This window comes from Rhodoferax antarcticus ANT.BR (genome assembly GCF_001938565.1).
Classification (GTDB): domain Bacteria; phylum Pseudomonadota; class Gammaproteobacteria; order Burkholderiales; family Burkholderiaceae_C; genus Rhodoferax; species Rhodoferax antarcticus.
Map to the genome: position 1 here is coordinate 1 of NZ_MSYM01000001.1, position 20,379 is coordinate 20,379.

Annotated in this window: 14 protein-coding genes and 1 pseudogene; 9 read left to right on the top strand and 6 right to left on the bottom strand. The window is 59.4% G+C overall.

The features are described 5' to 3' along the window. Together BLL52_RS00005 and BLL52_RS00010 are read right to left on the bottom strand one after the other, a co-directional pair. Positions 1–290, bottom strand: a pseudogene (locus BLL52_RS00005) (IS1634 family transposase); the annotation flags it as partial. Between the two features lie 316 nt (positions 291–606). Beyond that, positions 607–1,743: an NAD(P)/FAD-dependent oxidoreductase gene (locus tag BLL52_RS00010; RefSeq protein ID WP_075584710.1), complete on the bottom strand. Its 1,137-nt coding sequence runs from the start codon at positions 1,741–1,743 to the stop codon at positions 607–609. 126 nt (positions 1,744–1,869) lie between these two features. Between BLL52_RS00010 and BLL52_RS00015 the strand changes: the two genes are divergently transcribed. Continuing rightward, a complete protein-coding gene (locus BLL52_RS00015; protein ID WP_075584711.1) occupies positions 1,870–3,024 on the top strand; it encodes an alpha-hydroxy acid oxidase in 1,155 nt (384 codons plus the stop codon). A gap of 268 nt (positions 3,025–3,292) precedes the next feature. On the opposite strand, the gene BLL52_RS00020 is transcribed toward BLL52_RS00015, so the two are convergent. Next, positions 3,293–5,980 carry a bifunctional acetate--CoA ligase family protein/GNAT family N-acetyltransferase gene (locus BLL52_RS00020; protein ID WP_075584712.1) on the bottom strand — a complete coding sequence of 896 codons (2,688 nt, stop codon included), beginning with the start codon at positions 5,978–5,980 and terminating at the stop codon, positions 3,293–3,295. Positions 5,981–6,124: 144 nt separating this feature from the next. Between BLL52_RS00020 and BLL52_RS00025 the strand changes: the two genes are divergently transcribed. The 3 genes from BLL52_RS00025 to msrB all read left to right on the top strand — a co-directional run bounded on the left by BLL52_RS00025 (position 6,125) and on the right by msrB (position 9,908). After that, positions 6,125–7,396, top strand: coding sequence for a DNA polymerase Y family protein (locus BLL52_RS00025; protein ID WP_083633716.1), 1,272 nt, complete (start codon positions 6,125–6,127; stop codon positions 7,394–7,396). A 79-nt stretch (positions 7,397–7,475) separates the two neighbouring features. Then, positions 7,476–9,260, top strand: coding sequence for a putative bifunctional diguanylate cyclase/phosphodiesterase (locus BLL52_RS00030; RefSeq protein ID WP_075584713.1), 1,785 nt, complete (start codon positions 7,476–7,478; stop codon positions 9,258–9,260). Positions 9,261–9,407: 147 nt separating this feature from the next. Continuing rightward, entirely contained in the window at positions 9,408–9,908 is a 501-nt protein-coding gene (gene msrB / locus BLL52_RS00035; protein WP_198930573.1) for a peptide-methionine (R)-S-oxide reductase MsrB, read from the top strand. 118 nt (positions 9,909–10,026) lie between these two features. On the opposite strand, the gene queF is transcribed toward msrB, so the two are convergent. Beyond that, positions 10,027–10,872, bottom strand: coding sequence for an NADPH-dependent 7-cyano-7-deazaguanine reductase QueF (gene queF, locus BLL52_RS00040; protein WP_075584714.1), 846 nt, complete (start codon positions 10,870–10,872; stop codon positions 10,027–10,029). Between the two features lie 75 nt (positions 10,873–10,947). Beyond that, on the bottom strand, positions 10,948–11,718 hold the full coding sequence (yaaA, locus tag BLL52_RS00045; RefSeq protein ID WP_075584715.1) for a peroxide stress protein YaaA: 771 nt from the start codon (positions 11,716–11,718) through the stop codon (positions 10,948–10,950). A gap of 268 nt (positions 11,719–11,986) precedes the next feature. Here yaaA and ahpC point away from each other — a divergent pair, with 268 nt between their 5' ends. From ahpC to BLL52_RS00070, 5 genes are all read left to right on the top strand, one after another. Further along, positions 11,987–12,550: an alkyl hydroperoxide reductase subunit C gene (ahpC, locus tag BLL52_RS00050; RefSeq protein ID WP_075584716.1), complete on the top strand. Its 564-nt coding sequence runs from the start codon at positions 11,987–11,989 to the stop codon at positions 12,548–12,550. A gap of 165 nt (positions 12,551–12,715) precedes the next feature. Further along, positions 12,716–14,281, top strand: coding sequence for an alkyl hydroperoxide reductase subunit F (gene ahpF / locus BLL52_RS00055; RefSeq protein ID WP_075584717.1), 1,566 nt, complete (start codon positions 12,716–12,718; stop codon positions 14,279–14,281). 157 nt (positions 14,282–14,438) lie between these two features. Next, positions 14,439–15,959, top strand: a complete 1,521-nt coding sequence (exaC, locus tag BLL52_RS00060; RefSeq protein WP_075584718.1) for an acetaldehyde dehydrogenase ExaC — start codon at positions 14,439–14,441, stop codon at positions 15,957–15,959. Between the two features lie 222 nt (positions 15,960–16,181). Beyond that, entirely contained in the window at positions 16,182–16,571 is a 390-nt protein-coding gene (locus BLL52_RS00065; RefSeq protein WP_075584719.1) for a DUF779 domain-containing protein, read from the top strand. Between the two features lie 258 nt (positions 16,572–16,829). Then, positions 16,830–19,997, top strand: coding sequence for a valine--tRNA ligase (locus tag BLL52_RS00070; protein ID WP_075584720.1), 3,168 nt, complete (start codon positions 16,830–16,832; stop codon positions 19,995–19,997). Positions 19,998–20,126: 129 nt separating this feature from the next. Here the strand turns inward: BLL52_RS00070 and BLL52_RS00075 are convergent, their stop codons facing one another. Then, entirely contained in the window at positions 20,127–20,357 is a 231-nt protein-coding gene (locus tag BLL52_RS00075) for a sulfurtransferase TusA family protein (protein WP_075584928.1), read from the bottom strand. Between the last annotated feature and the right edge of the window lie 22 nt (positions 20,358–20,379).

Sequence of the window (20,379 nt, forward strand, 5' to 3'; positions counted from 1 at the left end):
CAAGAAGTCGCCAAATCATCAAAGCCCAAGGTTCGCCAGAGTTCAGACAAGGCCCAGATGTCACCAGCATGGCGACTGTCAGTAAAGCGCAGGTCATCAAGTGCAGACGCAGCAGGGGCAATACCTCGGGCGCGTTGCAAGGAGGCAATCAGGGTGTCAACGTCGCCGCCGGACTCCAGACGACCCAGGGTGCAGACGGTGCGCTGGCGGGGTTTGCCTTCATCATTGCGAAAGGACTCCACCAACTGGGCGTAGCGGCGACCGCCAGACTGGGTGACTTTGATGAACATGGCGCTGAGTGTAGCGCAAGTCAGAAAAAACGAAAACTACCCACCAAATGAAACGTGCCACTACATGCACTTTTTGCTTTCAACCAGAAAATCAACGTAAGTGGTTGAATTCATTGGTAAGCCAGGGCGGGAAAACCAGGAATTCGGAAAAACAGTGTCGAACTTGAGAAGCTATGCGATGGGATTGCATCCAAGCATCACCGAACGTGATGATGCTGAAAATCAGTGCCAGTATTTCGGTGACGGCAGAAATTCAAACTTAATAGCTACCTGCCCTTATTCCTAAAGGGCTAGAGGCCTATTTTCCTTAAAAACCTCAATCGCTTGCACCCAAACCCGGACGCGCCGGCGACACATGCTGCGCCTGCACACCTAGCGCTGCCAGCCCGTCTGGCACGGGCAAGCCCCGCACCAACGCTGCCGCCAGTTCACCCATGGCAGGCGCGGTCTGGATGCCGTAGCCGCCTTGGCCCGCCAGCCAGAAAAAGCCCGGCGCATCTGTTGCAAAACCCACCACCGGGGTTTTGTCTGCCACAAACGAGCGCAGCCCGGCCCATTGGCGCTTGATTTTGCGGATCTGCAGCTTGGTCACGGTTTCGAGCCGATCCACGGCAATCGCCACGTCAAGTTCTTCCGGCTGCACGTCCTGCGCGTCGACCGGGTCTTCGTTGGCAGGGGACACCAGCAGCACGCCGGCATCGGGCTTGAAATAGAAACTCTCCTGCGCGTCAATCACCATCGGCCACAGCGCAATATCAAAACCGGGGGCATCACAGGTGAAAGCGGTGCGCCGCTTGGGCTGCAGCCCGACCGGGGCCACACCTGCCAGCTTGGCAATCTCGTCGCACCAGGCACCAGACGCATTGACCAACACCGGCGCCCAAAAGCTGCCCGCCGGGGTGTCGACACGCCAGCCGCCCGCTTCACGGGTGACAGACTGCGCCTGGGCATCACACACCAGTTTGGCCCCGGCGGCTTTGGCACCACGTAAAAAACCCTGGTGAATACCGTGCACATCCATGTCCATCGCGTCGGGCTCAAAGATGCCGCATGCCGCAAACTCGGGGAGCAGCACCGGCACCCGCTGCAGGATCTGCTCTTGGGACCACCACTGCACATTCGGCACCAGCGCCTGCATGGTGTGCAACAAGTCTTGCAAGGCACCATGATCCTGCAGTGTTCCCACAATCAGCGAGCCGCGCGGTGTGACCAGCGGATACGGCGAAAAACCCTCAGGCGGATGAAAGTAAAACGCCTTGGCGGCGGTGGTGATGGCGCGTACCGTGGCATTGCCATAGGTTTCCGAATACAGCGCTGCCGAGCGCCCGGTGGCGTGGTAGCCGGGCTGTGATTCCCATTCCAGCAGTGTCACTTGGCTGTGCGGTGCCAAAAAATAAGCCGCCGAGGCCCCCGCCATACCGGCGCCAACGATCAACACATCTGTTTTTTGCATTTATTGACTTTCATACACAGAGCGCCCAAAGCGCCCAAAATTAATTTCATGCGGCCATGGTCACTTTTCAAAACAAACAAACCGGTGCGCCCGTAACATGCAGAGCCTTCTAAGGAGCCATTGTTTATGCCAGTGATCACCAACATTGAAGACCTGCGTATTTTGGCCAGAAAGCGTGTGCCACGCATGTTTTACGACTATGCCGATTCCGGCAGCTGGACTGAAAGCACCTATCGTGCCAACTCGGCTGATTTTCAGGCGATCAAGCTGCGCCAGCGCGTGGCCATCAACATGGAAAACCGCAGCACCGCCAGCACCATGATCGGCCAAAAAGTCGCCATGCCGGTGGCGATTGCGCCTACCGGCCTGACCGGCATGCAGTGCGCTGACGGTGAAATCAAGGCCGCCAACGCCGCGAAGAAGTTTGGCGTTCCATTCACGCTGTCGACCATGAGTATCTGCTCGATCGAAGACGTGGCGAACGAAACTGGCGGGCACCCGTTCTGGTTTCAGCTCTATGTGATGCGTGACCGCGACTACATTGAGCGCCTGATTGACCGCGCCAAAGCCGCACACTGCTCAGCGCTGATGATCACGCTGGACCTGCAAATCCTCGGCCAGCGCCACAAAGACCTCAAAAACGGCCTGTCAGCGCCGCCCAAGCTGACCGTGCCCAACATCATCAATATGATGACCAAGGTGCGCTGGGGCTTGGGCATGCTCGGCACCAAACGCCACGGTTTTGGCAACATCGTCGGCCACGTCAAGGGCGTGGAAAACATGGGCAGTTTGAGCGAGTGGACCGCCAAGCAGTTTGACCCGGCCCTGAGCTGGAACGACGTGGAGTGGATCAAAAAGCGTTGGGGCGGCAAGCTCATCATCAAAGGCATCCAGGACGCAGAAGACGCACGCCTGGCGGTCAACTCCGGCGCTGACGCGATGATTGTCAGCAACCACGGCGGCCGCCAGCTCGACGGCGCGCCCAGCTCCATCAGCGCCCTGCCCGCCATCGTCGATGCTGTAGGTAAAGACATTGAGGTGCACATGGACGGCGGCATTCGCAGCGGCCAAGACGTGCTCAAAGCACGCGCCCTGGGCGCCCGAGGCACCTACATTGGCCGCGCTTTTTTGTACGGTCTGGGTGCCATGGGCGAAGAAGGCGTGACCAAAGCGCTGGAAATCATCCACAAAGAACTCGACCTGACCATGGCGTTTTGTGGGCACACCAACATTGAAAACGTGGACAAAGGCATTCTGCTGCCCGGCACGTTCCCGGTGTGAGAGCAAAAGCAGCGAAGCGTCCTTTTGCTGACTTCTTCGCCCCCCGCCGTTGAGTCAGGGCTGAGCAGCGCAGCAGACTGCGGAAAAGGGTCGGCGATTGTCTGAGCGAAGCGAGTTTGAGCCGAACCCCGCAGTCTGCGAGCAGCGCAAGGCACCGCGCAGCGGCCCTGACGTCGGCTCGCCTTTTCTTTGGCTACTTTCTTTTGGCGAAGCAAAAGAAAGTAGCTCGCCCGCCGGGGCGAAACCCGGCCCACAAAAGCCAGAAAAATCAGGAAGACTGCAACTGATGCGTCACCAGTTTGAAATCTGGGTCTTCCGCAAACGACTTGATCTTGAACCCCAAACCGCGCATCAGTTTGAGCATGTTGGCATTGTTGGCCAGCACCAGCCCTTCAATCTCGGCCAAGCCCTTTTCACGCGCAAAGTCCATGATCGAGAGCATCAACCTGGAACCCAGACCCTGGCCCTTGAAGTCATCGGCCACCACCAGTGAAAACTCGCAGCTGCTGCGGTCCGGGTTGGTGATGTAGCGCGACACACCGACGATGCGGGTGGTTTGCTGCGACTGGCCGTTCGCGTCCAGGCTTGTGGATGCGTGCACCGCCACCAGCGCCATCTCGCGGTCGTAGTCGATCAGGGTGAAGCGTGACAGCATGTTGGCGGGCAGCTCCTGCATGCTCGACACAAACCTGAAATAGCGGCTCTCGGGCGAGAGGCCGCGCACGAAGGTCTGCAACATCAGAGAGTCGTTGGGGTGGATCGGGCGCACCACGTACTCGCCGCCACCGGCCATTGGGCACACCTGCTCGTGATGCGACGGATACGGCAGGATGGACAGGTGGTTGTAATGCCGCACCGAGGGTGCAGCGTTGTCAATGACGATGCGAGCATCCACCGCCAGCGCGCCATTCTCGTCGACGATGATGGGGTTGATGTCCATCTCGCGCAGTTGGGGCAACTCGCAGGCCATTTCAGACACGCGCAGCAGAATTTGCTCTAGCGCACTCACATTGGCGGCCCGGGCGCCACGCCACGAACCCAAGGTTTCGGCCACGCGCGAGCGCTCAATGAGCCGACGCGCCAGAAACTGGTTCAGCGGTGGTAGCTCCATAGCGCGGTCGTCGATCAGCTCAATCATGGTGCCGCCAGCGCCAAAAGCGATCACCGGACCAAAGGGTTCGTCGGTCACCAGCCCAACGCAGACCTCGCGGCCACGTTGCTTGTTGGACATGTTTTGCACCGTGACGCCGTTGATCTTGGCATCAGGCTTCAGCCGCGTAACGGTTTGAATCATCTCCAAAAAGACGTCGCGCACACCCACCGCATTCATCACGTTCAGGGCCACGCCCTGCACGTCTGACTTGTGGCTGATGTCGGGCGAATCAATCTTCAACGCCACCGGGAAGCCCAGTTGCGTGGCAATCATCATCGCCTCATTGGGGGTACGGGCCAAAATGGTTTTAGTCACCGGAATATGGAAGGCCGCCAGCAGCGCCTTGGATTCCATCTCGGTCAACACCTTGCGGCGCTCGGCCAACACGCTCTCGATTAGCAGGCGCGCCCCTTCCACATCGGGGCTAGCAAGGTCGCTCAAGGGCGGCGGTGTTTGCTGCAGCAGTTGCTGGTTTTGGTAAAAGGACGCGATGTTGCCGAAGGCTCCCACCGCAGACTCGGGCGTGCGAAAGGTCGGGATGTTGGCGTCGTTCAGAATCTGGCGTGCATCGCCCACTGTGGCATCACCCATCCAACAGGTCAGCAGGGGCTTGCTGAGCTGGCGGCTGAAGCCGGCAATCGCGGCGGCAATGGCGTCACCGTCGATATCCACCTTGGGTGAGTAAATGACCAAAATGCCATCAATCTGCGAAGCATGGCAGGCCGCTTCAATGGCAGCACGGTAATGCTCTGGCCCGGCGTCTTCCGACACGTCAATCAGGTCGCTGAAAGTGGCCATGGGCGGCATCATCGGCTTGAGCGCCGCGGCTTCTTCGGGTTTCAGGCGGCCAAGTTGCAAACGGATTTCGCTCACCCAGTCGGCGGCCAGCACACCGGGTCCACCGCCGTTGGTGACGACGGCCAGACGCTTGCCCACCGGTTTGTAGCGCGAAGCCAAACATTTTGCCGCAGAGAACAACTGAACAAACGAGCGCACCCGCACTGCACCAGCGCGGCGCAAAGCGGCATCAAACACTTCGTCGGTGCCCACAATGGTGCCCGAGTGGGTCAGCGCGGCGCGGTTGCCCGCCTGTTTGCGCCCTGCCTTGAGCACCACCACCGGCTTGGCGCTGGCCGCAGCGCGCAGCGCGCTCATGAAGCGCCGGGCGTTGGTGATGCCTTCCATGTAAACCACGATGCTGTGGGTTTTGGCGTCGGACGCCAAAAAGTCCAGCACCTGCGCCATATCCACCGCTGTATTCGGGCCGAGTGACACCACGGCGGAGAAACCCACCGCGTTTTTGCGCGCCCAGTCCAGAATCGACGAGGTCAGCGCGCCAGACTGCGACACCAGTGCCAGCGGCCCCGGCGCCGACAGGGGTCCGGCCACGCTGGCGTTCAGCATCAAATGCGGCCGCTGGAAACCCAGGCAGTTGGGGCCCAAGAGATAAATATCGTCACGCGAGGCCTGCTTGTGCAGCTCTGCTGCCATCGCCGCGTCAATACCGCTGGAGATCACCAATGCCGAGCGGCATTTGATGCGACCGGCCAGCTCCAGAGCGGCAGGCACCTCGCTGGGCGGCAAGGCGATGATGGCCAGATCGGCCTGGGTATTGGCCAAGTCTGCCAGGGTGCCACTGGCATGGGTGTCCAGAAAAACCAGTTTGCCGCTGTATTGCTGGGCCGTGATGGCCCGGTGCAGCGCGCGCGCCTGCGGCGTTTGCGACTCAGGCTCGTCGGCTTTACCTGCAAACACGGCAATGGAGTCAGGAGAAAACAACGACGTCAGGAAATGTTTATCCATGGAAATACCTATTGACGATTTATAAATCTTATTAAGCTTAACCGTTAAGGCATTTAAAAACACTGATTTAGCGCACTAGAGTTGTTTGTAGCCACGCTGGCGAGTGCGCCAGACGGGTGCTGCAGCGCGGTATCCTCACCGGTGATGAGCTTGCACACCCCTTTGACACCACCGAAATGTCTGCCCCGGCGCGTGGCGCACCTGGACATGGATGCGTTTTTCGCCTCGGTGGAGCTGCTGCGCTACCCCCAGCTCAAGGGACTGCCGGTGGTGATTGGGGGTGGAAAACGCTCAGAGGACAACGCCTTGCTGCAAGCCCATGCCGATATACCCTTGAAGCGCATTCCAATCGCCGATTTTCCCCGGCTGGCGGACTACACCGGGCGTGGCGTGATCACCACAGCCACCTACGCGGCGCGCCAATCGGGCGTGGGATCGGCCATGGGGCTGATGAAGGCCGCCAAGCTCTGCCCCGAGGCGATCCTGCTGCCGGTGGACTTTGCCGAGATCCGGCGCTACTCACGCGCGTTCAAAGACATCATTTTGGATATAGCGCCGGTCATGGAGGACCGGGGTGTAGACGAGGTTTTCATCGACTTTACCGAGGTACCCGGCGGCCAGCGCGAGGGCGGCCGGGTGCTGGCCCGGCTGATCCAGAAAACGATTCTCCTAGAAACCGGCCTGACCTGTTCGGTGGGTGTGGCGCCCAACAAGCTGCTGGCCAAAATGGCCAGCGAATTCAACAAGCCCAACGGCATCGCCATCGTGTTCGACGCAGATTTGCAAAGCAAAATCTGGCCGCTGGCGTGTCGCAAGATCAACGGCATTGGCCCCAAGGCCGACGAAAAGCTGCAGCGCCTGGGCATCAAAATCATTGGTGAGCTGGCGCAAAAAGAGCTGGACTGGCTGATTGACCACTTTGGCCAGAAAACTGGCGCCTGGCTGTTTGATGCCGCCCACGGCCAGGACCAGCGCCCCGTCGTCACCGAGAGCGAGCCGGTCTCGATCAGCCGCGAAACCACCTTTGAGCGCGACTTGCATCCCGTCAAGGACAAGGCCGAGCTTGGCGCCATCTTCACCCGGCTCGCCGAGCAGGTGGCGGATGATTTACGCCGCAAGGGTTATGTGGGCAAAACCATCGGCATCAAACTGCGCTTTGACGACTTCAAAAGTGTCACCCGCGACCAGACGCAAGACAGCTACGTGAGCGATGCAAAAACTATTCGCCAGGTGGCTGGCCAGTGCCTCAAGCGCGTGCCGCTGACCCAACGCCTGCGTCTGCTGGGGGTGCGGGTGGCCTCGCTGCAACGCTTGAGTGAACACGAAAATAACGCATCAAAAGTGCCTCTAGAGCATATAAATAAAGCGCCAGAAGCTACATCTTGCATAGCGTCAGAGCCCGGTCTGTTTGATTGACACAGCGCCCACTACCTGCCTGCCCCATGGCGCAGGCCACTCGCATAAGATCAATGCCTTTGCACCTTTGACTCACCCAATGACCACAGCGCCCCAGCCGACAGAACCAACACGCCGCCCGGCAGTCGAAGGCGACGCGCACCTGCTTGAGCTGCTGGCCAGCCAGCAGGCGGCGCTGCGTGAAAGTGAGTCGCGCTACCGCACCCTGGTGGAATGGGCGCCGCAGGCAGTGGCAGTGCACCGCAACGGCAAACTGCTTTACGTCAACCCGGCGGCGGTGGCTTTGCTGCACGGGCGCACGGCCAGCGAGATTGTGGGCAAGCACATCGGTGACTTTTTGCACCTGGATGACCGACAAGTGGCGCTGGAGCGCGCCCTGATGGCCATGGAGCAGGGCAGCAGCTTGCAACTGCGTGAAGAAAAATTGATGCGCTTGGACGGCACTATCGCCTTGGTCGAGATCCAGAGCATGTCGATCCAGTACGACGGCGAGCCAGCCGTGTATGTGGTGGCGCATGACTTGTCCCAGCGACAGGAAGACGAAAAACTCATCCATCAACTGGCGTTTTACGATGCCCTGACCAACCTGCCCAATCGCCGCCTGCTGACGGACCGGCTCCAGCAGGCGCTGCTGAATTCGGGGCGCAAGCAGTGCTTTGGCGCGCTGATCCTGCTCGACCTGGACCATTTCAAAGGCATCAACGATTTGATGGGGCATGAGGTGGGCGACGCGCTGCTGATGCAAGTGGCCGAGCGGCTGCTGCTGTGTGTGCGCAAAAACGACAGCGTCGCGCGCGTCGGTGGTGATGAGTTCATGGTGCTGCTGGAAACCTTTGCGGTGACGACACTGGAGGCCGCCCGTTACGCCGAAATTGTGGCTAAAAAAATGGCGCAGCGCCTGAGCGAGCCCTACACCTTGTTTGGCACCCACTACGCCAGCACCCCGAGCATTGGCATTTCGGTGTTTCAGGAAGGTGCGTCCAGCCATAGCGATGTCATCAAAAAAGCCGATGCAGCCATGTACCAGGCGAAAGCAGCGGGCCGCAACACCATCCGGTTTTTTGACCCCAGCATGCAGGCGCAAGCGCTGGCACGCGCAGCGTTTGAGCAGGACATGCGCCTGGGCCTGGAGCAGCAAGAGTTTGTGTTGCACTACCAGGTGCAGGTCAACAAGCAAGGCCAGATCATTGGCGTGGAAGCGCTGGCGCGCTGGGTCAGCGCCAAGCACGGCCAGGTGCCGCCGTCCAGATTCATCCCGCTGGCCGAAGAAAACGGCCTGATCCTGCCGCTGGGCCAGTTTGTACTGGAGTCAGCTTGCCAGCAGCTGGCGCGCTGGGCAAGCCAGCCTGACACCAAGCACTGGACGGTGGCGGTGAATGTGAGTGCGCGCCAGTTTGCGCACGAGCAGTTCGTCGCCCATGTGGCCGTTGTGCTGAAAACCACCGGTGCCGACCCGCGACGCCTCAAGCTGGAGCTCACCGAGAGCATGCTGGTGAAAAACATGGCCTCCATCGTGGCCAAAATGAACGCGATCAAGGCGCTGGGGGTGAGCTTTTCGCTGGATGACTTTGGCACCGGTTACTCGTCCCTGTCATACCTGAAGCAATTGCCACTGGCACAACTCAAAATCGACCAGTCTTTTGTGCGAAATTTGCTGACCGACCCCAACGACGCGGTGATTGCCCGCACCGTGGTGGCACTGGGCCACAGCTTGGGCATGACGGTGATTGCCGAAGGCGTAGAAACCGCCGAGCAGTGCCAACTGCTCACCGCGATGGACTGCGACGCCTTTCAGGGCTACTACTTTGGCCGCCCCGTACCCGCCGCAGACTTGCTGAAACTTTCAGCGCATATCGGCCCCTAGCCCTTTTAGATAAAGGGCTGGCAGCTCTGTTTTAAAGAGTACTCAGCGATTGGGGATTTGTTTGGTCTACGCCACGTTGGAGGCGTTAGCCCTGTAAGATTTTGCTCACCCGGTCGACCTATCGGGTCCATCACCAAGGACACGACCATGATGAAAAAACGAACCCTTTTGAAAAGTCTGGCTGGCTGGCTCGGCGTCGCAGCGCTGGCAGAGCGAGCCTCAGCGGCCGCGGCATTTGCTGTGACCAAGTCGGAGGCGCAGTGGCGCAAGCTGATTTCCGCTAGCGCCTACGACGTGCTGTTTGACCACGGCACCGAGCGCGCAGGCAGCAGCGCACTCAACGCAGAAAAGCGCCCCGGCACCTTTGTCTGCGCCGCCTGCAACCAGCCGCTGTTTGACGCCGCCCACAAGTACGAAAGCGGCACCGGCTGGCCCAGTTTCTGGCAGCCTTTGGCCGGCGCCTTGGGCACCAGCACCGACTTCAAAATGATTTACCCGCGCACCGAGTACCACTGCGTGCGCTGCGGTGGCCACCAAGGTCATGTGTTCAAAGACGGCCCCCAGCCAACTGGGCTTCGTTACTGCAACAACGGCGTGGCGCTGGCATTTGTTCCCAAAGGCACGGCGCTGCCCACGCTACGAACTTGAGCATCAAAATGCCGTTTATCCCTTATCTACAAAGCGCAGGAAGCTATCAATTTAGTTAGCACTAACCGGTCGTCAAAAGCTGAAAGACGGCTGTGATGAGGTCATTCCAGGCTGGTGGTCACTGCCGCCCGGTGCGCACATTGGCCGGTAGCGCTTGCGGGAAACTGGTGCGAAACGGGTTGATGTCCAGCCCGCCACGGCGCGTGTAGCGCGCATAAACACTGAGCTTGTGTGTCTGGCAACGCGTCTGGATGTCCATGAACATGCGCTCTACACAGTCCTCGTGAAACCCGTTGTGGTTGCGAAAGCTGACGATGTAGCGCAGCAGACCGGCTTGGTCAATCTGCGGGCCAAAGTAATTGATCTGCACACTGGCCCAATCCGGCTGCCCGGTGACCGGACAGTTGCTTTTGAGCAGGTTGCTGGTCAGCACCTCGCTCACCGGGGCTTCATCGGTCTGGGAACTGAGCAATTGCGCTGCGGGGGTGTAGGCGTCGCAGTCCAGATCCAGCCGGTCCAGACTCAGGCCATCAAGTTCATACAGCGGCTCACGGTCAAACTGTTCGGCGGCAATCAGCTTCACGCCGACGCTGCTTTGCACCACCGCACCGCGCCAGGCGGCCTCGTTCAAATCAGTGCGCAAGTGCGTCAACACCTCGGCCGCATCGGCAAAACGGCTGTTGCTGAAACTGCCCAGGTAGAGTTTGAGCGATTTGCTCTCAATCATGTTGGCCGACTCGCACGGCACGGTGATGTGTGCCAGCGCCACCTGCGGCTTGCCGCGTGCATTGAGCCAGCTCAGCTCGAACGCCGTCCACAGATCGGCACCGAGAAACGGCAAGCGAGCGCTCAAGCCCAAGGCGTCTCGCTGCGGAGCGCGGGCTATTGGGTACAGCAGAGTGGCGTCGTACTGGTCAGCGTAGGGGGTGGTTTGGCCCAGCGGGGAAGAACGAATGATGCTCATATTTACTTTGTTTTTTGTAGCGGTCAGCGCTTGTTCTATAAGGGCTAGAGCACGATTTTATATATAAGATCGGTCTCAGCCGCCACGGCGAAACACCAGCCTGTCAGGCTCCGAGGCACCAGCGTCAAAGGTGTAGCCATCCAGGTCAAACGCCTTGAGCTGCTCTGGGCGGGTGAGTGCGTGGGTGGCGGCAAAACGCGCCATCAGCCCACGTGCGCGCTTGGCGTAAAAGCTCACAATCTTGTATTTGCCAGCCTTGAATTCCTCAAACACACACGCCACCACGCGTGCCTTCAGAGCCGTGCGGTCCACCGCCTTGAAATACTCGACCGAGGCCAGATTAACGATGACCGGTGCCACGTCCTTCTTCAGGCGGGTATTGAGGTGCTCGGCAATCTGCGTGCCCCAAAACTCATACAGGTTTTTGCCATGCGGATTGGCCAGCTGGGTGCCCATCTCCAGCCGGTAGGGCTGCATGTAGTCCAGCGGGCGCAGCACGCCGTAGAGACCGCTCAGGATGCACACATGGTTTTGCGCCCAAGCCAGCGCCTCGGGGCGCAGCGTTTTGGCGTCCAGCCCTGCGTACACGTCACCGTTGAAAGCCAGCACCGCCTGTTTGGCGTTTTTGGCGGTGGATTTGGGCGACCAGGCCTGGTAGCGCGCCACATTCAGACCGCTTAAGGTGTCGCTGAGGTGCATCAGCCGGGCAATGTCTTGCGGGGATTTTTGCCGAAGAATCTCAATAAGTTCGGCTGATTGCGGCACAAACTGCGGTTGCGTATGCGGCACGTCACCCACCGGGGTGTCGTAGTCAAGTGATTTGGCAGGTGAGAGTAAAAACAGCATGACACCTCCGTCTGGTAAGGCTGTGATAAGGTTGAGATCCGGTCGCTATCGCGTCGGCATAGAGTCGATAGCGGACGGCAAATGGCTTGCTGCGGCATTATCGTGACAGCGGTGATAAAGAAAGGCTATCAATAGCTTATAAATAATGCATCATGAAAACGATAGGAGCCCGCTATGATTTGGCCTATCGGCGGTTTGCGAAGATCGCCGACATGTTCATTGACCCGCTGATTCATTTTTCACCCTTTCATTCACTCAGGAGTTCTACATGTCCTTGATCAATACCCAAGTCCAGCCTTTTAAAGCCACTGCTTACCAAGCCGGCAAGTTTTTTGATGTCACCGAACAAAGCCTCATGGGCAAGTGGTCGGTGCTGGTGTTTTACCCAGCCGACTTCACCTTTGTGTGCCCAACCGAACTTGAAGATCTGGCTGATGCCTATCCTGAGTTCTCCAAACTCGGTGTGGAAATCTATGGCGTGTCCACCGACACCCACTTCTCGCACAAGGCCTGGGCTGACACATCGCCAGCCATCAAGAAGGTGCAATACCCGCTGATCGGTGACCCCACCGGCCGCCTCACCCGTAACTTTGAAGTGATGATTGAGGAAGCTGGCTTGGCACTGCGCGGCACGTTTGTGATCAACCCCGAAGGTGAGATCAAACTTTGCGAAATCCATGACAACGGCATTGGCCGCGACGCCCATGAACTGCTGCGCAAGGTTAAGGCCGCCCAGTACACCTACAGCCACCCGGGTGAAGTGTGTCCCGCCAAGTGGAAAGAAGGCGACGCCACCCTGAAGCCGTCTCTGGACCTGGTCGGCAAGATCTAAGTCAAGCCACCGCTGCAATGGCGCACGCGGGTGCGCCACTGGCCGGACCAAACCAAGGCAGCACAGGCCCTTGGGTGTCCGGCTTTTTTTATACAAGAAATTGGCTTCCAGCCCTTACCCTTAGGGCGTGAGTAGCTATCTAACTTATAGTACAGGGAATTCACTATGCTCGACCAAGACCTGCAAACCCAACTCGCTGCCTACCTGCAGCGCGTTATCCTTCCGTTTGAAATCATCGCCAGCCTGAGCGACTCAGACAGCTCCAACCAGCTCAAACAGCTGCTGCAACAAGTCGACGGCATGTCTGACAAGATCAGTCTGCGTCTGGACGGCGACAACGATCGCAAGCCCTCTTTTTCGCTGCACCGCACTGGCACTGCCACCAGCCTGCGTTTTGCCGCTATTGCGCTGGGCCATGAGTTCACCTCACTGGTGCTGGCCCTGTTGTGGACCGGCGGCCACCCGCCCAAGGTCGAACCCGAGGTGATTGAACAAATTAAGTCGCTGGATGGCGACTTCAATTTCGAGGTCTACATGTCGCTGTCATGCCATAGCTGCCCCGACGTGGTACAGGGCTTGAGCCTGATGGCGATCAACAACCCGAAGATTAAGGTCACGGTGATTGACGGCGCGCTGTTTCAGGATGAAGTTACCCAGCGCCAAGTCATGGCGGTGCCGTCGGTTTTTTTGAATGGCGAACTGTTTAATTCCGGGCGCATCAGCGTCGAAGAAATTCTGGCCAAGCTCGACACTGGTTCTGCGGCACGTGATGCGGCCAAGCTCAACGCGCAAGCACCCTATGACGTATTGATCGTCGGCGGTGGCCCCGCTGGCGCCGCCGCCGCTGTGTACGCCGCCCGCAAAGGCATTCGCACAGGCATCGCCGCCGAGCGCTTTGGCGGACAGGTGAATGACACCATGGGCATCGAGAACTTCATCTCGGTGACCGAGACCACGGGTCCAAAATTTGCCGCCGCAATGCAAGCGCATGTAAAGGCCTACAACGTCAACATCATGAACTCGCAACGCGCTGACAAACTCATCCCAGCTGCGCAGGCAGGCGGTTTGATCGAAGTGCAGCTGGCCAACGGCGGCTCGCTGAAGAGCAAAACCGTGATTCTGAGCACCGGCGCGCGCTGGCGCAATGTCAATGTACCCGGCGAGCAGGAGTACAAAAACAAAGGCGTGGCGTATTGTCCGCACTGCGACGGTCCGCTGTACAAGGGCAGGCGCGTGGGTGTGATCGGTGGCGGCAACTCCGGCGTGGAAGCAGCCATTGACCTAGCGGGTATCGTGGAGCATGTGACGCTGATCGAGTTTGACACCCAACTGCGCGCCGACGCGGTGCTGGTCACCAAGCTGCAAAGCCTGCCCAACACCACCGTCATCGTCAACGCCCAGACCACTGAGATCACCGGCGACGGCCAGAAGATGAACGGCCTGACTTTCAAGGACCGCGCCAGTAGCGAAGAACACCACCTGGAGATGGCCGGTGTCTTTGTGCAGATTGGCCTGGTGCCCAACACCGAGTGGCTCAAGGGCACGCTGGAACTCTCCAAACACGGCGAAATCGTAGTGGATGCCAAGGGCGCTACGTCCCTGCCGGGCGTGTTCGCTGCGGGTGACGCCACCACCGTGCCGTTCAAACAGATCATCATCGCCGCAGGCGACGGTGCCAAGGGCGCGTTAAGCGCGTTTGACTACCTGATGCGCCTGCCGGTGGCGGCCTAGCAGCCAACACCGCGCAGAGCCAGCGTCGTCCGCGCGCTGGCGCAATCTAGTGAGGTCATCACTGTGATTGGCATGTGCTTGGCAACTAACCTGTTTAAGATAACTCTCCCGCAAGGGACATCGGTTCATCGAAACAAGTTATATAAAGAGGACACACATGATCTACGCAGCCCCCGGCACTGCTGACGCCAAGCACGCCTTCAAAACCCAGTACGAAAACTTCATCGGCGGCAAGTTTGTCGCGCCCGTCAAGGGCCAGTACTTTGACGTGGTCACCCCGACCACCGGCAAGGTGTATACCAAGGTGGCCCGCTCAGGCGCCGAAGACATTGAACTGGCCCTGGACGCCGCGCATGCCGCAGCCGTTGCCTGGGGCAAGACGGATGCCGCCTCACGCTCCAACATCCTGCTGAAAATTGCCGACCGCCTGGAAGCCAACCTGGAGTTGCTGGCCTATGTCGAAACCGTTGACAACGGCAAACCGATCCGCGAAACGCTCAACGCCGACATTCCGCTGGCGGTCGACCACTTTCGCTACTTTGCCGGCTGCTTGCGGGCGCAAGAAGGCGGCATCAGCGAGATTGACGAGAACACCATGGCGTACCACATCCATGAGCCTCTGGGCGTTGTGGGCCAAATCATTCCGTGGAACTTCCCGATCCTGATGGCCGCCTGGAAACTCGCGCCTGCCATTGGTGCAGGCAACTGCGTGGTGTTGAAGCCCGCCGAATCGACCCCGGTCAGCATGCTGGTGGTGGCCGAGCTGATAGCCGACGTCCTGCCCCCAGGTGTGCTCAACATCGTCAACGGCTATGGCCGCGAAGCCGGCATGCCACTGGCGCAGAGCAAGCGCATTGCCAAGATTGCCTTCACCGGCTCCACCACCACCGGCCGCGTCATCGCCCAGGCTGCAGCCAATAACCTGATTCCAGCCACGCTGGAACTTGGTGGCAAATCGCCCAACGTGTTCTTTGCCGACATCATGGACAAGGACGATGCGTTTCTGGACAAGGCCGTGGAAGGCTTGGTGCTGTTTGCCTTCAACCAAGGCGAGGTTTGCACCTGCCCAAGCCGCGCGCTGATTCAGGAAAGCATTTACGACGCCTTCATGGAGCGCGTCTTGAAGCGTGTGGCAGCCATTGTGCAAGGCAACCCGCTGGACACCGCCACCATGATGGGCGCCCAGGCCAGCAAAGAGCAGATGACCAAGATCTTGTCTTACCTTGATCTGGGCAGGCAGGAAGGCGCAGAGGTGCTGATTGGCGGCGCACAAGCGCAGTTGACCGGTGATGAGGCTGGAGGCTTTTATGTGCAGCCCACGCTGTTCAAAGGCCACAACAAGATGCGCATCTTCCAGGAAGAAATCTTTGGCCCGGTGCTGGCCGTAACCACCTTCAAGGACGAAGCCGAAGCGCTGGCAATTGCCAACGACACGCTGTACGGCCTGGGCGCCGGTGTCTGGAGCCGCAACGGCAACGTCGCCTACCGCATGGGCCGCGCCATCAAGGCTGGCCGCGTCTGGACCAACTGCTACCACGCCTACCCCGCCCACGCCACGTTTGGCGGCTATAAAGAGTCCGGCATTGGCCGCGAAACCCACAGGATTGCGCTGGACAACTACCAGCAGACCAAGAACCTGCTGGTGAGCTACAACGAGAACAAGCTGGGTTTCTTCTAACCTGGGAAACCAGTTGGTTTAATCCCGCGGCGCGCGTTAGGTGTCTGATTACGCGAATGTCCCCCGGCTTGGGGTGCACCCCAAGCCTGCTCCTTGATTTGGCAAAACCCCAAGTCCACGCTTCGTCAGTGACCCAACGCACGCCGCTTAACGCTACCGTGTTCTTTTTATCGATCAGGGGCAACAGCTCAGCACCTGTGCCAAACACCTTGGGAGTACCTCATGGTTAACAAAGTCATCGCCACAGAGACCGCACTTGAACTCGTCGCCTTCCTGAAAACCAAACACGGCCCGGCGCTGATGTTCCACCAGTCCGGCGGCTGCTGCGATAACAGCGCGGCCAACTGCTACCTGCCCGGCGAAATCACCATGGGCGCGGGCGACGTGTACTTGGGCGACATCGGCGGCTGCCCGTTTTACATTGGCAAAGCCCAATACGTGTACTGGCAACACACACAACTGATCATCGACGTGATTGAGGGCTTTGGCGGCACGTTTTCGCTCGAAGGCCCCGAGGGCAAGGCTTTTCACACCCGGTCGCGGGTGTTCACAGACGCAGAGCTGGCTGAATTGGGCATCGACAAGCCTGCCACCTCCAGCCTGCCGAGTTAGTTGGCGGCGCATCCAGCACGTATACGCGTGCAAATGTCGCTCTGACAGAGGCGGCTGCAGGCCAAACTGGCGGGCTCGGTAAAATCGGGCCAGTCCTCTTTTTTACCATCGAGCGGCGCTCAATATTCCGTTTCAAAACCATTTGTGTCAAGGCGCGAAGCCGCAGGCAGTGCTAAGGCACGACAAGGCGAAGCAACAACGACACGGATGATTTTGAAATGGAGTGCGATGCCGCTCGTCATTGATTGATCCATTCCCATGACCGACGCCCTCCAGCAACCTGGCTTGAATAGCCTGTCCAAATCTTTTGAGCCCGCCGCCCTGGAAGCCCACTGGGGGCCGGAGTGGGAAAAGCGCGGGTATGGCGTGGCGGGCGCGCGTGGCGCCGGCCAGCCTGACGCTCAGGCGGCTGCCCGGGGCGACAACTTCTGCATCCAGCTGCCACCGCCCAACGTGACCGGCACGCTGCACATGGGCCACGCGTTCAACCAGACCATCATGGACAGCCTGACCCGCTACCACCGCATGAAGGGATTCAACACCGCCTGGATTCCGGGCACCGACCACGCTGGCATTGCCACGCAAATCGTCGTAGAGCGCCAGTTGCAGGCCGCAGGCATCAGCCGCCACGACATGGGCCCCACGCCTGCCGAGGCACGCAAAAATTTCGTCTCTAAAGTCTGGGAATGGAAAGAAAAAAGCGGCAACACCATCACCACCCAAATGCGCCGCATGGGTGACAGCGTGGACTGGAGCCGCGAGTACTTCACGATGGACGACAAGCTCTCCAAGACGGTGACCGAAACCTTTGTGCGCCTGTATGAACAAGGCCTGATTTACCGTGGCAAGCGCTTGGTCAATTGGGACCCGGTGCTGATGAGTGCGGTGAGCGATCTGGAAGTGGAGTCAGAAGAAGAAGACGGCAGCCTGTGGCACATCCTTTACCCGTTTGCGGATGGCCCGCAACTGGTCAACGGCGAACTGGCCCCCGGCTTGGTAGTAGCCACTACCCGCCCCGAGACCCTGCTGGGCGACGTGGCCGCTATGGTGCACCCCGAAGACGAGCGCTACGCGCACCTGATCGGCAAGCAGGTCACCCTGCCCTTGTCGGGCGATACGCCTGCGGCTTGGCGCAACATTCCGATCATTGCCGACGACTATGTCGACAAAGCCTTTGGCACCGGCGTGGTCAAAGTCACCCCAGCGCACGACCAGAACGACTATGCAGTCGGCCAGCGCCACAAGCTGCCGATGATCTGCGTGCTAACGCTGGATGCCAAAATCAATAGCAATGCACCCAGTGCTTACGAGGGCCTGGACCGGTTTGTGGCAAGAAAAAAGATCGTCAAAGACCTGCAGGCTTCAGAGTTGATGGTCGAGATCAAGAAGCACAAGCTGATGGTGCCCCGCTGTGCCCGCACCGGGCAGGTGATCGAGCCGATGCTCACCGACCAATGGTTTGTGGCCATGACCAAGACCAGCGACTCCGACCCCACAGGCAAGTCCATCACCCAGAAAGCCATCGACGCCGTGCAGTCTGGCGACGTCAAGTTTGTGCCAGAGAACTGGGTCAACACCTACAACCAATGGATGAACAACATCCAAGACTGGTGCATCAGCCGCCAACTCTGGTGGGGCCATCAGATTCCTGCTTGGTATGCCGAAGACGGTACGGTTTTTGTCGCTCGAAATGAAGATGATGCGAGGGCTCAAGCGCAGAAAGCCGGTTACACCGGGCCACTGACGCGTGATGAAGACGTGCTCGACACCTGGTACTCCAGCGCGCTGGTACCGTTTTCCACCATGGGCTGGCCCGAAACCAGCACGCAAACCCATGCAGCAGATCAGGCAGGTGTCCGTGCCGAACTGGGTGCTGTCTCTGGCGCAGCGCATCTGAGCCCGGTCGGCACCGGCGCTGACTTGAGCGCAACCAATGCTCAAGCAGGCGCTGACATCAGTACCACAGGCCTCGACGACATCAACCTCTACCTCCCCAGCAGCGTGTTGGTCACTGGCTATGACATCATCTTTTTCTGGGTCGCGCGGATGATCATGATGACGACCCACTTCACTGGCCAGGTGCCCTTTAAGCACGTCTACATCCACGGCCTGGTGCGCGATGCCCAGGGCCACAAGATGAGCAAGAGTGAAGGTAATGTGCTCGACCCGGTCGACCTGATCGATGGCATTGGCCTGCCAGAACTATTGGACAAGCGCGCAGAAGGTTTGCGCAAACCCGAAACCGCGCCGCAGGTGCGCAAAAACACCGAAAAAGAATTCCCCAACGGCATCCCCGCCTTTGGTGCCGATGCGCTGCGTTTTACCTTTGCCTCGCTGGCCTCGCTGGGGCGCAGCATCAACTTCGATGCCAAACGCTGCGAGGGCTACCGCAACTTTTGCAACAAACTCTGGAACGCCAGCCGCTTTGTGCTGATGAACTGCGAGGGTCAGGACTGCGGTTTGAACGCGCACACGGCAGCAGAATGTGCGCCGCAGCCCTCAACCCAACCCTCTCCCGCAGGCAGAGGGAGTGAAGCGACCACTTACCTGAACTTCAGCCAGGCTGACCGCTGGATCGTCTCGCTGCTGCAAAAAGCTGAGGCAGATGTGGCCCAAGGCTTTGCCGACTACCGCCTGGACAACGTGGCCAGCACGATTTACGACTTTGTCTGGAACGAGTTCTGCGACTGGTACCTGGAAATTGCCAAGGTGCAAATCCAGCAAGGTGCCGCCGCGCAAAACCGCGAGCAAGGGGAAGCCGCCCAACGCGCGACGCGCCGCACGCTGATACGCACGCTGGAAACCATTTTGCGTCTGGCGCACCCAGTCATCCCGTTTGTGACCGAAGAGCTGTGGCAAGTGGTCGCGCCACTGGCGGGGCGTGCCGGTGCATCGGTGGCGATCGCCGCCTACCCCCTCAGCCAGCCCGAGCGCATTGACGAGGCCGCCATGGCCCATGTGGCCAAGTTAAAAACCCTGGTGGACGCCTGCCGCAACCTGCGCGGCGAGATGAACGTGTCACCAGCCACCCGACTGCCGCTGTTTGTATTGGCCAGCTCCAGTGCAAAAGCCACTTTCATGACCCAAGCCGCCCCAGTTTTGCAAGCGCTGGCCAAGCTCAACGAAGTGCGGGTGTTTGACGACGAGGCTGCGTGGGCCGCTGCCGCTCAGGCGGCGCCCGTGGCCGTGGTGGGCGAGGCGCGCATCTGCCTCTTCATGGAAATCGACGTGGCAGCTGAAAAGGCCCGCCTGGGCAAGGAACTGACGCGCCTGGAAGGTGAAGTCGGCAAGGCCAGCAGCAAGCTCGCCAACGAGTCCTTTGTAGCGCGTGCACCTGCCGCCGTGATCGATCAGGAGCGCAAGCGTTTGGCAGATTTCGAGGCAACCATTGCCAAGCTCAAAGTGCAACTGGCCCGGCTGGGCTGACCCCCTCGGCGCGTTGATGGCGCCGTCCTCTTCTGTTCTCAACTCATTCGTGTCTAAGCGCAAAGCCGAAGGCAGTGCTCTCGCACGACAAGGCGAGGCAACACCGACACGGATGATTAAGTCATGGCATTAGCGGCGGCGTAGCATGTGGATGTAGATGCTGCCTGCCTCGGTCTGCTGATCCAGCAACTCATTGCCAGTCTGGCGGGCAAAGGCCTTGAAGTCGCGCAGCGAACCGGCGTCGGTGGCAATGACTTTTAGCGTTTGACCGCTTTCCATGCTGCTCAAGGCCCTTTTGGCATGAAGAATAGGCAGCGGGCAATTCAGGCCGCTGGTGTCGATTTCTTTGTCAATGTGCATGGTTGATTCTTTCAAGTGGGGC